The 12,276-nt window shown below is 74.6% G+C and carries 11 protein-coding genes; 4 read left to right on the top strand and 7 right to left on the bottom strand.

Annotation, left to right across the window (positions count from 1 at the left end):
- The first annotated feature begins 177 nt into the window (after positions 1–177).
- Both G011_RS0115730 and G011_RS0115725 read left to right on the top strand, forming a co-directional pair.
- Positions 178–573: a hypothetical protein gene (locus G011_RS0115730; protein ID WP_019609317.1), complete on the top strand. Its 396-nt coding sequence runs from the start codon at positions 178–180 to the stop codon at positions 571–573.
- A gap of 16 nt (positions 574–589) precedes the next feature.
- Positions 590–1,267, top strand: a complete 678-nt coding sequence (locus tag G011_RS0115725) for a hypothetical protein (protein ID WP_026338344.1) — start codon at positions 590–592, stop codon at positions 1,265–1,267.
- A 162-nt stretch (positions 1,268–1,429) separates the two neighbouring features.
- On the opposite strand, the gene G011_RS0115720 is transcribed toward G011_RS0115725, so the two are convergent.
- The 5 genes from G011_RS0115720 to G011_RS0115700 form a co-directional block, all read right to left on the bottom strand.
- Positions 1,430–2,065, bottom strand: coding sequence for a bifunctional 2-polyprenyl-6-hydroxyphenol methylase/3-demethylubiquinol 3-O-methyltransferase UbiG (locus G011_RS0115720; protein WP_019609316.1), 636 nt, complete (start codon positions 2,063–2,065; stop codon positions 1,430–1,432).
- Between the two features lie 38 nt (positions 2,066–2,103).
- Positions 2,104–2,475, bottom strand: coding sequence for an STAS domain-containing protein (locus tag G011_RS0115715; protein ID WP_013156533.1), 372 nt, complete (start codon positions 2,473–2,475; stop codon positions 2,104–2,106).
- Between the two features lie 420 nt (positions 2,476–2,895).
- On the bottom strand, positions 2,896–4,014 hold the full coding sequence (gene meaB / locus G011_RS0115710) for a methylmalonyl Co-A mutase-associated GTPase MeaB (protein ID WP_019609314.1): 1,119 nt from the start codon (positions 4,012–4,014) through the stop codon (positions 2,896–2,898).
- A 262-nt stretch (positions 4,015–4,276) separates the two neighbouring features.
- Complete coding sequence (scpA, locus tag G011_RS0115705) at positions 4,277–6,493, bottom strand: methylmalonyl-CoA mutase (protein WP_019609313.1); 2,217 nt, start codon at positions 6,491–6,493, stop codon at positions 4,277–4,279.
- Positions 6,490–8,475 (bottom strand): methylmalonyl-CoA mutase family protein, encoded by a 1,986-nt coding sequence (locus tag G011_RS0115700; protein ID WP_019609312.1) that lies wholly within the window; start codon positions 8,473–8,475, stop codon positions 6,490–6,492. Before G011_RS0115700 ends, scpA begins: the two co-directional genes overlap by 4 nt.
- 411 nt (positions 8,476–8,886) lie before the next feature.
- Here G011_RS0115700 and G011_RS0115695 point away from each other — a divergent pair, with 411 nt between their 5' ends.
- A complete protein-coding gene (locus tag G011_RS0115695; RefSeq protein ID WP_019609311.1) occupies positions 8,887–9,621 on the top strand; it encodes a hypothetical protein in 735 nt (244 codons plus the stop codon).
- Positions 9,622–9,666: 45 nt separating this feature from the next.
- Entirely contained in the window at positions 9,667–10,443 is a 777-nt protein-coding gene (locus G011_RS0115690; protein ID WP_019609310.1) for a DUF4184 family protein, read from the top strand.
- A 157-nt stretch (positions 10,444–10,600) separates the two neighbouring features.
- Here G011_RS0115690 and G011_RS0115685 read toward each other — a convergent pair whose 3' ends face one another.
- Entirely contained in the window at positions 10,601–11,839 is a 1,239-nt protein-coding gene (locus G011_RS0115685; protein WP_019609309.1) for a sulfotransferase, read from the bottom strand.
- A gap of 20 nt (positions 11,840–11,859) precedes the next feature.
- Positions 11,860–12,261, bottom strand: a complete 402-nt coding sequence (locus G011_RS0115680; RefSeq protein WP_019609308.1) for a hypothetical protein — start codon at positions 12,259–12,261, stop codon at positions 11,860–11,862.
- Positions 12,262–12,276 lie beyond the last annotated feature (15 nt).

Raw genomic sequence — 12,276 nt, 5'->3', positions numbered from 1 at the left:
CGCGGCGGGTCCGCCGTCCCACCCCACGTACGCGGACCGCGGCGCCCGGCCGCCACCGCGGGCGGTCCCGCCGCCCCCTCCCGCGCGGGCGACGACGGCCCCTCGCACCGGCGCTGACCAGGCGAACAGCCCGGCGTGAGAGTCTGGATCCGCCCGTGCCCCCAGGAAAGGCCCCGGATGCACCTGATCTCTCCCCTCTACACCGCCTCCTCCGTCATCTCCCTGCTGTTCGAGGTCCTCTACCTGCTCTTCGGCGTCCTCATGCTGGCCCTCAGCGGCGTGGTGGCCTCCGGCCGCAGGGGGCTCGTGGCGACGGGCGGCGCCCTGATCGTCCTCAGCGCCCTCGGCGACCTGGCGGTCCAGATCTGGTCCTTCACCCCCATGTACGCGGGCATGGACATCGCCGTGCACACCACGGTGCTCCCGGCCCTGTACCTGATGTTCACGCTGCTCTTCGTCGGCGGCCTGCTCGCCCTGGTGCTGGCCGCGGCGAAGCGCCTCACGGCCCCGACGACCGCTCCGCCACCGCCGCCCGGCCACCACCCCGGTCCGCGGCCCTTCCCGACCCGCTGACACGAGGAGTCCTCCGATGTCCTCTCTTCCCCCGACCCTGGGTCCGCTCCTCTACGGCCTCGGCACGCTCCTCCTCCTCGCGGTGGGAATCACCGCCTTCGTCCGCGCGAAGGGATCGCCCTTCCCCGGCGCCGTCCGGACCGTGGGGGCGCTGCTCACCGCCGCCGCGCTCGTCCAGGTCGCGAGCTCGGTGGTCTCCTTCGCCCTCGGGGTCATGGACCTGTCCTTCGAAGCGGTCATGACGGTCACCGGGCTGTCGAGCGTCATCGTGGAGCTCCTGTACGGGCTCCTGGTCACCGGAGCGCTGGTCACGCTCGCCGTGGCCCTGGTCCGCTCCAAGTCCGCCGCCGCCCGCGCCACCGGTCCGGCGGCCGCGGGTCCCGCGGCCGGGCAGGCGTTCGCACCGCCCGCGCCCGGCCAGCCGTACGGGTTCGGGCAGGCCCACCCGGCGCCGCCCGAGCACGACCGCCCCGGGCACGGGTACGCTCACCCCGGCGGCGGGCCCGCCGGTCACCCGGGGCCCGCCGGGCACCCCGGACCGGAGGGCCACCAGCCCCCGTCCGGTGAACCCGGAGGCGGCACCGGCTGGAGTCCGGGCAACAGCGGGGGTTTCGGCGGCGGCGCGGGCCCCTCCTCCGACGGCGGGGGAGGCTCCTCCTCCGGTGACGGCGGCGGTGGCGGTGGCGGAGACTGATCTCCGGCGCACCGGCCCCGTGCGGACCCGCTCCCGAGGGTCTGCCCGGGCAGGCCGACCCGGGCGGACCGGCCCCCGGCGGACCTGCCCGTACAGCGGCACGGCCAGCACGGCCGGTACGACACGACCGACACGAAGCGACCGGCCCGACCTCGAAAGGGGTCAGGCCGGTCGCGTGTAGACCAGGGAGTAGCGCCAGAACAGCAGCCGCCGCAGACGTGCGCCGGGCAGCACCTCACCGGCCTCCTCCGCGATCTCGCGCAGGCCCATCTCCGGGTCGCGCATCGGCATCTCGGCGGTGGGTCCCACCTTGTGCGGGTTCGGCGTGCCGGTGAGCGCGCGGCCCAGCCGCAGACCGGCCCCGACCACCCACTGCGGGCCCAGTGCGGCCAGGCCGGTCGCGACGTCGGCGGCGCCCCTCTCGGCGTACAGGCCGAGGACGGCCAGCGTGCCGCCGGGGGCGAGGGCGGCGGCCATCCGTTCGAGCGAGGGCCCGAACGGCATGTGGTGGATGCTGGCGATCGAGCTGACGAACCCGTACCCCCCGGGACGCGGCTCCGTCTCCTCCAGCGCGGCCACGCGGTAGTGGACCGGCAGCCGGGCGGGCGTGCGTTCACGGGCCATGGAGACCATCCGCGGTTCGGGGTCGATCGCGTCGACGGCGATCCCGCGGGAGGCCAGGAGCCTGGCGAACCTACCGCCGCCGCACCCGACGTCGAGCGCTCGGGTGCAGTGCGGGGGCACGTGGCGGAGGAGGTGTTCGTGGTAGTGGCTGTTGTGGTCCCAGGAGATGTCCACGGGACTCGGGGGAAGGACTGGACCCATACGCCCGGAGGTTATCCGGCCTGGCGCTTGGCCTCCAGTGCCTCCATGGCGGCGACGGCGGTGGCCACGGTCTGGTGGACCGGGACCTGGCGGTGCAGGCCGACCAGGCGGACGACCTTGGTGACGCGTTCGTTCAGAGCGGCCAGCGCCAGTGATCCGCCCAGTTCACGGACGGTTCTGTAGGCGTTGATGATGACGTTCAGACCGCTGGAGTCCATGAAGTCCAGAGCGGACAGGTCCAGGATCAGCCAAGGACCGTGGTCCTCGACGGCGGACTGGATGTGCTCCTGGAGGTCGGCGGCGGTCGCGATGTCGAGTTCTCCCTCGATCGCGACGATGACACTGCGGCTCTCCACCCGCGTGCTCAGCCCAAGCCTGTGCACGTTCACTCCTCCCGGCCCCACGTTGAGATGGTGAGGGGTCCCTTCGCTTAACCATACGCAGACCGGCGGACCACGCCCACCCGGACCGGCGCCACTCCCACAGAGCCGGTCCGACGTCAGGGGGGAGCGTATGGTACGTCCGCGAGCCTGGTAAGTCGTTGGACACACACGGTATAAGCGAACCGCCCGTTCGGGAATGGCATACCGGAAGAAATTTTCGCCTCCTGGGCACGAACTCGGCGGTGAGCGCCCGTTATCTACCGTTGTCCCTGGGACATTTCATGACATGGGATGTGCCGTGGACACCCGGGCAACGCTGCACGGCGGCGCCGCCGTCACAGGACGTTCACACGATGGACGAAACCCGCGTCCCGGCCGGGGGGAGGCGGGCCGCGCCCCGGCACCGCGCCTCCCCGGCGTTCACCCGTCGGACGAACCCGGCTCCCGGGAGGGCTCCGTGCCGCGCTCCGGCCACGCGCCGCCTCCGGGTTCACCCGTCGGACGGAACCCGCGATCCCGGGTGAAGGAGTCCAGCAGCGTGCGCGCGGCGAGGGTCGCCGTGGTCTCCCCCGACCGCACCCGCTCCTCCGTCCCGGGCAGGAGCGAGGCCACCCGGGGATCGCGCAGGAACGCGTCCATGAGCTGGTCGCGGACCTGGTCCCACATCCAGCTGACCCCCTGGCGGCTGCGGCGCTCGGCCAGCGCGCCGTCGCTCTCCAGCACCGCGCGGTGCCGGGTCACGGCGTCCCACACCTCGTCGAGCCCGTCGCCGGTCAGACCGCTGCACGTGAGCACCGGCGGACGCCAGTCCGGGTGCACCGGCTGGAGCAGCCGCAGCGCCCGCGACAGCTCGCGGGCCGCCTTGCGCGCGTCGTCGGCGTGCGGTCCGTCGGCCTTGTTGACCGCGACCACGTCCACCAGCTCCAGCACGCCCTTCTTGATGCCCTGGAGCTGGTCGCCCGTGCGGGCCAGCGTGAGGAAGCAGAAGCAGTCCACCATGGCGGCGACCGCGACCTCGGACTGGCCGACGCCCACCGTCTCCACCAGGACCACGTCGAACCCGGCCGCCTCCATGAGCAGCATGGTCTCCCGCGTGGCCCGGGCGACGCCGCCCAGGGTCCCCGCCGTGGGCGAGGGCCGGATGAACGCGTCGGGGTCCACCGCCAGGCGCTCCATCCGGGTCTTGTCACCCAGGATGCTGCCTCCGGTGCGCGTGGAGGAGGGGTCCACGGCCAGCACCGCCACCCGGTGCCCGGCCTTGGTCAGCCGGGTGCCCAGCGCGTCGACGAACGTGGACTTGCCGACGCCGGGGACCCCGGTGATCCCCACCCGGCGGGCCCCGCCGGTGTGCGGCAGCAGCCGCACCAGCAGTTCCTGCGCGGCGCGCGCGTGGTCCGGGCGGCGGGACTCCACGAGGGTGATCGCCCGCGCGAGGGTGGGCCGGTGCCCGGCCAGGACCCCCTCGGCGAGGGCGTCCACGTCCACCGGGCGGCGCCGCCCCGAACGCCGCGCGCCCGGCACGGAACCCTGCTCCGCCACGCCTGCCTCCCTCTTCCCGGCCCCGGGGCCGCGTCCCGGCCCGGCTGGTCCTGCCCCTGCCGGGTCCTCGCCCGTCGCGTCCTCCGCGGACGCGGTTTCCCTCCGCCGCGTTCCGGTCCGCAGCGCCCCTCCGCCGACGCGCCCTCCGCTACCGCGTCCGCACGCGCCGCGTCCCGGCCCGCCGCGCACACGCCGCGTCCCGGCCCGCCGCGTGCCCGCGCCGCCGGGGCGACCGACCCCGCGGGCGCCCCTCGCACCTCCCCTACCCCAGCCGTTCCTCCAGCTGGTCGAGCAGGTCGACGGCGGCCTCGGCGATGACCGTCCCCGGCGGGAAGATCGCCGACGCGCCCGCCTCCCGCAGCGGCGCGAAGTCCGCCGGGGGGATGACCCCGCCCACCACGATCATGATGTCCCCGCGGTCCAGCCGGGCCAGCTCCTCGCGCAGCGCGGGCACCAGGGTCAGGTGCCCCGCGGCCAGGGAGGACACCCCGACCACGTGCACGTCGGCCTCCACGGCCTGCGCGGCGACCTCGGCCGGGGTCTGGAACAGCGGGCCGACGTCCACGTCGAAGCCCAGGTCGGCGAAGGCGGTCGCGATCACCTTCTGGCCCCGGTCGTGGCCGTCCTGGCCCATCTTGGCCACCAGGATGCGGGGGCGGCGGCCCTCGTCCTCGGTGAACTCCTCCACCCGGCGGGTCACGCGCTCCATGAGGTCGGCCGCGTCGGCGCTGCCCGCCGCCTCGTCCCTGTACACACCCTGAATCGTACGGATCTGCCCGGAGTGGCGGCCGAAGACCCTCTCCATGGCGTCGGAGATCTCGCCCACGGTGGCCTTGGCGCGGGCCGCGTCGACCGCCGCCGCCAGGAGGTTGCCGGTCAGGGCCTCATCCGCCCGGGACCCGCCCCCGGCGGCCGCGGTGAGCGCGTCGAGCGCGGCACGCACCCGGTCCTCGTCGCGCTCCTCGCGCAGGCGGCGCAGCTTCTCCAGCTGCTGGGCGCGCACCCGGGAGTTGTCGACCTTGAGGACCTCGATCTCGTCCGCGGTGTCGGGGCGGTACTTGTTGACGCCGATCACCGGCTGGCGGCCCGAGTCGATGCGCGCCTGGGTGCGGGCGGCGGCCTCCTCGATGCGCATCTTGGGCAGCCCGGCGTCGATCGCGGCGGCCATGCCGCCCGCCTTCTCCACCTCCCGGATGTGCTCCCAGGCCTTGGCCGCCAGCTCCTGGGTGAGGCGCTCCACGTAGTAGCTGCCGCCCCAGGGGTCCACGACGCGGGTGGTGCCCGACTCCTGCTGGAGCAGCAGCTGGGTGTTGCGGGCGATGCGCGCGGAGAAGTCGGTGGGCAGGGCCAGCGCCTCGTCCAGGGCGTTGGTGTGCAGCGACTGGGTGTGCCCCTGGGTGGCGGCCATCGCCTCCACGCACGTGCGGGCCACGTTGTTGAACACGTCCTGGGCGGTGAGCGACCACCCCGAGGTCTGGGAGTGGGTGCGCAGGCTCAGCGACTTGTCCCTGGTCGCGCCCAGGTCCCTGACCAGGCGCGCCCAGAGCAGGCGGGCGGCGCGGAGCTTGGCGACCTCCATGAAGAAGTTCATGCCGATCGCCCAGAAGAACGACAGGCGCGGCGCGAACGCGTCCACGTCCAGCCCGGAGCGCTGACCGGCGCGGATGTACTCCACGCCGTCGGCCAGGGTGTAGGCCAGCTCCAGGTCGGCCGTGGCCCCGGCCTCCTGCATGTGGTAGCCGGAGATGGAGATGGAGTTGAAGCGCGGCATCCGCTGCGAGGTGTAGGCGAAGATGTCGGAGATGATCCGCATCGACGGCCGCGGCGGGTAGATGTAGGTGTTGCGGACCATGAACTCCTTGAGGATGTCGTTCTGGATGGTTCCCGACAGCTTCTCCGGCGGGACGCCCTGCTCCTCGGCGGCCACGATGTAGAGCGCCAGGACCGGCAGCACCGCGCCGTTCATGGTCATGGACACGCTCATCCTGTCCAGCGGGATCCCGTCGAACAGCTGGCGCATGTCGTAGATGGAGTCGATCGCCACGCCCGCCATGCCGACGTCGCCCGCCACCCGGGGGTGGTCGGAGTCGTAGCCGCGGTGGGTGGCCAGGTCGAAGGCGACCGACAGGCCCTTCTGCCCGGCGGCCAGGTTGCGCCGGTAGAAGGCGTTGGACTCCTCGGCGGTGGAGAACCCGGCGTACTGGCGGATGGTCCACGGCTGGTTGACGTACATGGTCGGGTAGGGCCCGCGCAGGTAGGGCGGGATGCCGGGCAGCCCGTCCACGAAGTCCAGGCCCGCGCGGTCGGCGGGGGTGTACAGCGGCTTGACGGCGATGCCCTCGGGGGTCTCCCACTCCAGGGCGTCGGCGGCCTTGCCGGTGCCGGCCTCCAGCGCTCTCTGCCAGGCGGCGTGTCCGGAGGCGGTGTCACCCGAGAAGGCGGGGAGCCGCGGCGGGACGTCGGAGAAGTCGGGGATCATGCGTGCGCCCCCTCGGCAGTGGCGGACGGTGCCGACGGATCGGTGAGCAGGACGTCGACCAGGTCGGTGAGGAGGGCGACGGCGTCGCACCCCCGGTGGGCGAAGGCGTCGACCCCGGCCTCGCGGTAGGCGTCGTCGGGCGCGCCCGCGAGCAGGATCCGCAGGGCCCCCGCGCGCCTGAGCGCCCGTGCGGCGTCCTCGGCCTGCTCGGCGTAGACCGCGTCGGAGGAGCAGAGCACGGCGACGCGGCTGCCCGAGGCGGCGAACGCCTCCGCGACGGCGGCGGCGCCGTCGAGCGGGCCGGGTTCGTGGGAGGTGACGCCGCCCGCGGCGAGCAGGTTGGCCGCGAAGGACGCGCGGGCCGTGTGCGCGGCGACCGGGCCCAGTGTGGCCAGGAAGGCGGTGGGCCTTCGGCCGGTGTCGCCCGCGTGGGCGTCGCTGCGGTCGCGCAGCGCCTCGTAGTCCTCGGCGTAGCGGCGCACCGGGAAGCCGCCGGGGACCGGGGCCGGTGGGTGAGACTGCGCCGCAGGCGTCGTTTGAGGGTGGTGGGGGGCGACGGGCGGGCGCGAGGGGTCGGCGGGCCGCACCAGCGGGACCTCGTCCGCGTTGGGGAACTCGCTGACGCCGGTGAGCGGGGAGCGCCGGTGGGCGAGGTCGAGGCGGCGGCGCGTCCACACCGCGTCCACGCGCTCGCGCAGCAGGCCGTGCTCGACGGCCTCGGCGGCCCCGCCCTCGGCCTCCAGTTCCCGGAAGAACGCCCAGCCCGCACGGTACAGGTCGCGGGTGAGCGCCTCGACGTAGAAGGAGCCTCCGGCGGGGTCGACGACCCGCGCCAGGTGGGACTCCTCGATGAGCAGGGACTGGGTGTTGCGGGCGATGCGGCGGGCGAAGTCGTCGGGCAGGCCCACGGCGGAGTCGAAGGGGGCGACGGTGACCGCGTCGGCTCCCCCGACCCCGGCGGCGAAGCAGGCCACGGTCGTGCGCAGCATGTTCACGTGGGGGTCGCGCCGGGTCATCATCGCCTCGGAGGTGGCGGCGTGCAGGCGCATGGCGCGCTGGTCGGCGGGCACCCCGCTGGCGTCGAGGACCTGGTCCCACATGGCGCGGACGGCGCGCAGCTTGGCGATGACGCCGAACTGGTCGGCGTTCGCGGCCAGGCGGAACTCGATGCGCCGCGCGGCGTCCGGCAGGTCCATCCCGGCGGCGTGCAGGGCGCGCAGGTAGGCGGTCCCCGCGGCGACGGCGAAGCCGAGTTCCTGGGCGTCGGAGCCGCCCGCGTTGTGCACGAGGCGGCCGTCGGCCACGAACAGCCCCAGGCCGGGGCGCCCGCGGGCCAGCTCCGCGGCCAGGCGGGCGGGGTCCATGACGTCGGGGCGCTCGCCGGCCAGGGCCGCGGTGCCGAGGGGGTCGATGCCCAGGTGGGAGATGATCCGGCCGTCGGGGACGCCCGCGTCGGCGTGGGCGTCGAGCAGCGCGGTGGCGGCGTCGGCGTGGTCGGCCCCGGCGTCCAGGACCACGGGCGCGAGGTCGAGGTGGACGTCGCCGAGGGCCTGGCCGAGCGCGGAGACGGGCAGGCCGGTGCCGCCGACGGCGATCCACAGCGAGCTGACGCCGTTCATGAGGTCGGCGTGCAGGCGCCGCCGCAGGACGTCCGGGTCGGCGTCGGTGTGGCGGGCGCGGATGTCCCAGCCCTCGGGGACCGACCCGCCGGGCCGGTGGCCCCGGGTGAAGGGGGGCAGCCCCGGGAAGCCGGGGTCGGCGGCCGGGGGGTCGCCGGTGTAGAGGGGCTCGATGTCGAACCCGTCGTAGGTGTGCGTGGCCAGTGCCGACTCGGGTGTGTCGGCGAGCCGGTCCTCGGGGACACCGCTCTTGCGCAGTACCCCCGCCACGAGTTCGCGCCACCGCTCGTGTGTGGCGGCGGGGAACCCGTCGGCCGGGTTGGGGGCGCCGGATCCGGCGGCCCCGCTCTCAGGGACGTCCATACAGTGGATGGTAGAGAATCTCGTTCGGTCGCGCCGCCCCGGGGTGTGGGGTGCGGCACACCCCGGGGCCGAACCCGGCCCGCCGGAGGAAGCGCCGAATCCCTCCTCCCGCGCCGCCACGTTTCCGCCCCCGGGGAGTGCGGCGCACGCGCACGGCCGCGAGGGGGTGCGCGCGCTTCCGCGCCTGCTCACGGCGGGGGCGGACGCCTCAGGGGGTCTTCGACTCCTCTTGGGTCCCGCATTTCACCGAAGTGTCACCACACGCGTTCTTTCAGTGAAGTGGAACACACTCCTGGTATTCGGTGAACCGACGGAGGGTGACGGGAGTCGGAATGGCGGGCCACCCCATGCGTTTCACGGTCCACTGGCATCCCCCTCCCCCCACCCCCACCAAGGACGAAAAGGACAGAGATGCCCTTCTTCCCCCCTCACGGCCGCTTCGCCCTTACCCCGGCGGTCTCCCTCTCGCTCGTGTTCGCCCTGTCCGCCTGTGGCGGCGGGGAGGACCCCGCGGAGGCCTCGGCGCCCTCGGAAGAGGCCGCCGAGGAGACCACCGCCGCGGAGGGCACTCCGCCGGAGGCGTTGTCCCAGGAGGAGCTCGCCGGGCTCCTCGTCGAAGCACCCGTTCCCGTCTCCAGACCCCAGGTGGACGAGTCCGCCCTGCCCCCCGAGCCCGAGGCCTCCGCGTCGGTGTCCGAGCAGGCGGCCTGGGCCCTGCTGACGGAGGTGACCCGCAAGGCCTCCCTCGTCGATCCGAGCGCCGCCGCCGCGTGTCCCGAGCAGATGACCGAGCCCGTCGAACCGGGCCTGAGCTGCACCCTCACCTACGGCGGCCTGGACATGCAGTTCCCGGTCCTGGCCGGGGACGGCGGCGCCGCCTTCCGGTTCGAGTACCCGGAGCTGCCCACCGTGCGCGAGGTCGTCGAGGACACCATCCGCTTCGACCACGGCGTCGAGGCGGTGTACTGCGACATGGACGACGTCGTGGCCGTCGAGCCGGGCGCGGAACGGGCCCCCTACCTCTGCTACGCCCGGGACGGAGGGCTCGCGGGGTCGGACTCCCCGGAGGACACGATCTCCCCCTACGAGGTCTACGTGCTCATCGGGGGGACCCTGGCCACCTACCAGTACCTGGACGCGCAGTAGCGAGGCCCGCCGGGGCCGCGCGGGCCCCGGCCGAGGAAGGACGACGTGCCCTTCACCCCCAGCCATGTCGCGGCGGTCCTGCCCCTGGCGCGTACCGGACTGCCGCCGGCGGCCCTGGTCGTCGGGTCGGTGGCGCCGGACCTGCCGTACTACCTGCCGCTGCCCGTGGCCGCGGCGACCACGCACGTCCCCGCCGGGCTGTGGCTGGACGTGCTGCTCGGCGGCGCCGTGCTGGTGGTGTACGCGTACGTGCTCCGGCCACCGCTGCACGCGCTGGCCGAGCGGTCCCCGGTCCCGCGCGTCCGGGCTCCCCGGTCGGCGCGGGAGGCGGCGCGGGCGGCCGCGCTGACCGCCGCGGCGCTGGCGGTGGGCTCGGTCACGCACATGGCCTGGGACTCCTTCACCCAGACGGGCGGGGCCCTGGTGCGGGCCTGGCCGCTGCTGAGCACTCCGGTGGCGGGCCCGCACCTGCTCTACAACGTGCTGATGTACGCGAGTTCGGCGGGCGGCCTGGCCGTCCTGGCCTGGTGGGTCCACCGCGAGCGCGCCCGCCGCGCGGACGCCGGGCGCGAGGGCCGGGAGGCGGATGAGCGCGCCGGGGCCGTCCCCGGCGACCGCGTGCGCGTCCCGGCCCTGTCCGCCCTCGCCGTGTGCGCGGTGGCGGGCGCCGTGGCGGGCGGTCTGTCCGACCGCGCGCAGGTGAGCGGCTACGACCTCGTGCGGTGCCTGCTCGTCGGGGCCGTCACCGGCACCGGGCTGGGCCTGGCCGGGTGGACGGCCGCCTGGTGGTCGTGGCGGCCGCTGCACCGCACGGCGCGCTGACGCCACGCGGTCGCGGCGGCCGTCCGGAAGGTCGCCGCGTCCGCGACGGCGCGGACGCGAACCCGGCCCGGGCCGGGCGGCACGGACGCGTCCCCGGTCCGGGCCGGACGCACACCACGGCGTGGGCCGGGCCCGGCCGGGCGCGCACCGCGTCCCCTCAGGTCCCGCCCCCTCCCGCGCGGGCCGCCTCGGCGCCGGTCAGGTCCGGGCCGAACGCCGCGTGCACCTCCTCGGCGGTGAGGCCGTAGTACTCCAGGTCGTACCGGTGGCCGCCCGGGTTCCTGCGCCGGTCCGCGCGCGTGTAGGCGAGCGTGCGGGCCCGGGTGTCGGGGTCGAAGTCCTCGCCGAGGCCGCTCCAGACGCGTTCGGCCGCCCCGAGCGGGTCGGAGGTCAGCTCGCCGTAGGGCAGGTCCAGGAAGCGTTCCGGACCGTGCTCGCGGCGCACGCGGCGGGCCCGTTCGGCGCCCGCCGCCCAGATCCCCAGCCACTCGCGGCCGATCCAGTGCGGGTCCACGTCGCTGTTGTGGATGCGCATCGAGGTCTCGGTCAGGCTGGCCCACGAAGCCATGGCCCGCGCCGGGTCGCGGTCGGTCATGACGACCACCGCGTCGGGGAAGACGTTGAGCAGGGCGTCCAGGCTGAGCAGGTGCAGGGGCGACTTGAGCACCCAGCGGCGCGCGGGCCGCTTCCACTGCAACGCCTGGAGCTGCTGTTTGAGGTAGGCGTAGTCGGGGGTGGCGTCGCGCCCCTCGACCCAGGCGCGGTAGTCCGGGGAGGCGGCGCGGACGTGGAAGAACATCCCCTGCGGCAGGAGGAAGACGCACTCCTCGGGTTCGAGCGGGTGCATGGGGTGGATGGTCTGGAACCCCGGTCCCATGGCGTCCATGCCCCGGACCAGTCTCCGCGCCAGCGCGAGGCGCTCGCGCCTGCCCACGGTGCGCTCCCCGGGCCTGCCCGTGTCGGGGACCGGGCTCAGCATCTCCCACAGCCGCGGGGCGCGGGCCCGGACGTGCTGGGCCAGGAGGCCGTGGCCGAACGTCGTGCCCGTCCTGGGCAGTCCGGTGATGAACACCGGACGCTCGACGGGCTGGGCCGCGACCTCCGGGTTGGCGTCGAGCAGGTGGAGCATGCGCAGACGCGTCTCCAGCCGCCGCCGGACCTCGCCCCGCAGGCCGATCCGGCCGATCGGGGTGACGCCGGGCACCGCCTGCCAGGCGTCGTGGAGCACGCGCGTGTCCGAGAGGAAGGGTTCGTCGGAGGGCCAGGGGAGCCCGCTGCTGGCGGAGGCCTCCGCCAACATGGCGTCGAAGGCGCCCTCGGCAGCCCCCAGGCTGTTGTCGAAGGGTCTGAGCAGGGTGTTGACCGGGTTCATCCACCACGGGTGGTGCACGTTCACAAGCGCCCTCTCCTGTTGTGTCAGCCGCAGTTGGTGCCGTTGCGCAGGACCCATTCGTCGCCGACCACGCCGCCCCAGTCCACACAGTGGCCGGCGGCGTCGGCGTAGACCGGGCCCGCGTACTCCGTCCAGTCGCCCGGGTCGGTGTCCCAGGAGGTGGAGTCGCTGCGTTTGAGGGCCGCGTCCATGTTGACGGCGCTGCCCGGGTCGGTCCGCACGACGACGACGCAGTTGCGGCCGTTGGAGTTGTTGTAGGTGAGGAAGACGGTGCCCCCGTTGACGGAGGCCTCGTTGACCACCCCGTATCCGCTCCCGCACTGGCCCCCGTAGGAGGCGGCGGTGGCGGGCACGGGGGTGCCCACCGCCACGGTCAGGGCCAGGCCGGCCACGGCGGCGGCCCCGCGTACGAGGGTCTTCGGCATGTCTCTCCCGTCGTT

The organism is Nocardiopsis sp. CNS-639 (assembly GCF_000381685.1).
Taxonomy (GTDB): Bacteria; Actinomycetota; Actinomycetes; order Streptosporangiales; family Streptosporangiaceae; genus Nocardiopsis; species Nocardiopsis dassonvillei.
This window is presented reverse-complemented; position numbering and strand designations above follow the sequence as displayed.

What these genes read in the sequence shown, in the direction of transcription:
- G011_RS0115695 (WP_019609311.1), top strand. Translation starts at nt 8,887, where the DNA reads ATGCCCTTCTTCCCCCCTCACGGCCGCTTCGCCCTTACCCCGGCGGTC.
- G011_RS0115680 (WP_019609308.1), bottom strand. Translation starts at nt 12,261, where the DNA reads ATGCCGAAGACCCTCGTACGCGGGGCCGCCGCCGTGGCCGGCCTGGCC.
- scpA (WP_019609313.1), bottom strand. Translation starts at nt 6,493, where the DNA reads ATGATCCCCGACTTCTCCGACGTCCCGCCGCGGCTCCCCGCCTTCTCG.
- G011_RS0115730 (WP_019609317.1), top strand. Translation starts at nt 178, where the DNA reads ATGCACCTGATCTCTCCCCTCTACACCGCCTCCTCCGTCATCTCCCTG.
- G011_RS0115700 (WP_019609312.1), bottom strand. Translation starts at nt 8,475, where the DNA reads ATGGACGTCCCTGAGAGCGGGGCCGCCGGATCCGGCGCCCCCAACCCG.
- G011_RS0115725 (WP_026338344.1), top strand. Translation starts at nt 590, where the DNA reads ATGTCCTCTCTTCCCCCGACCCTGGGTCCGCTCCTCTACGGCCTCGGC.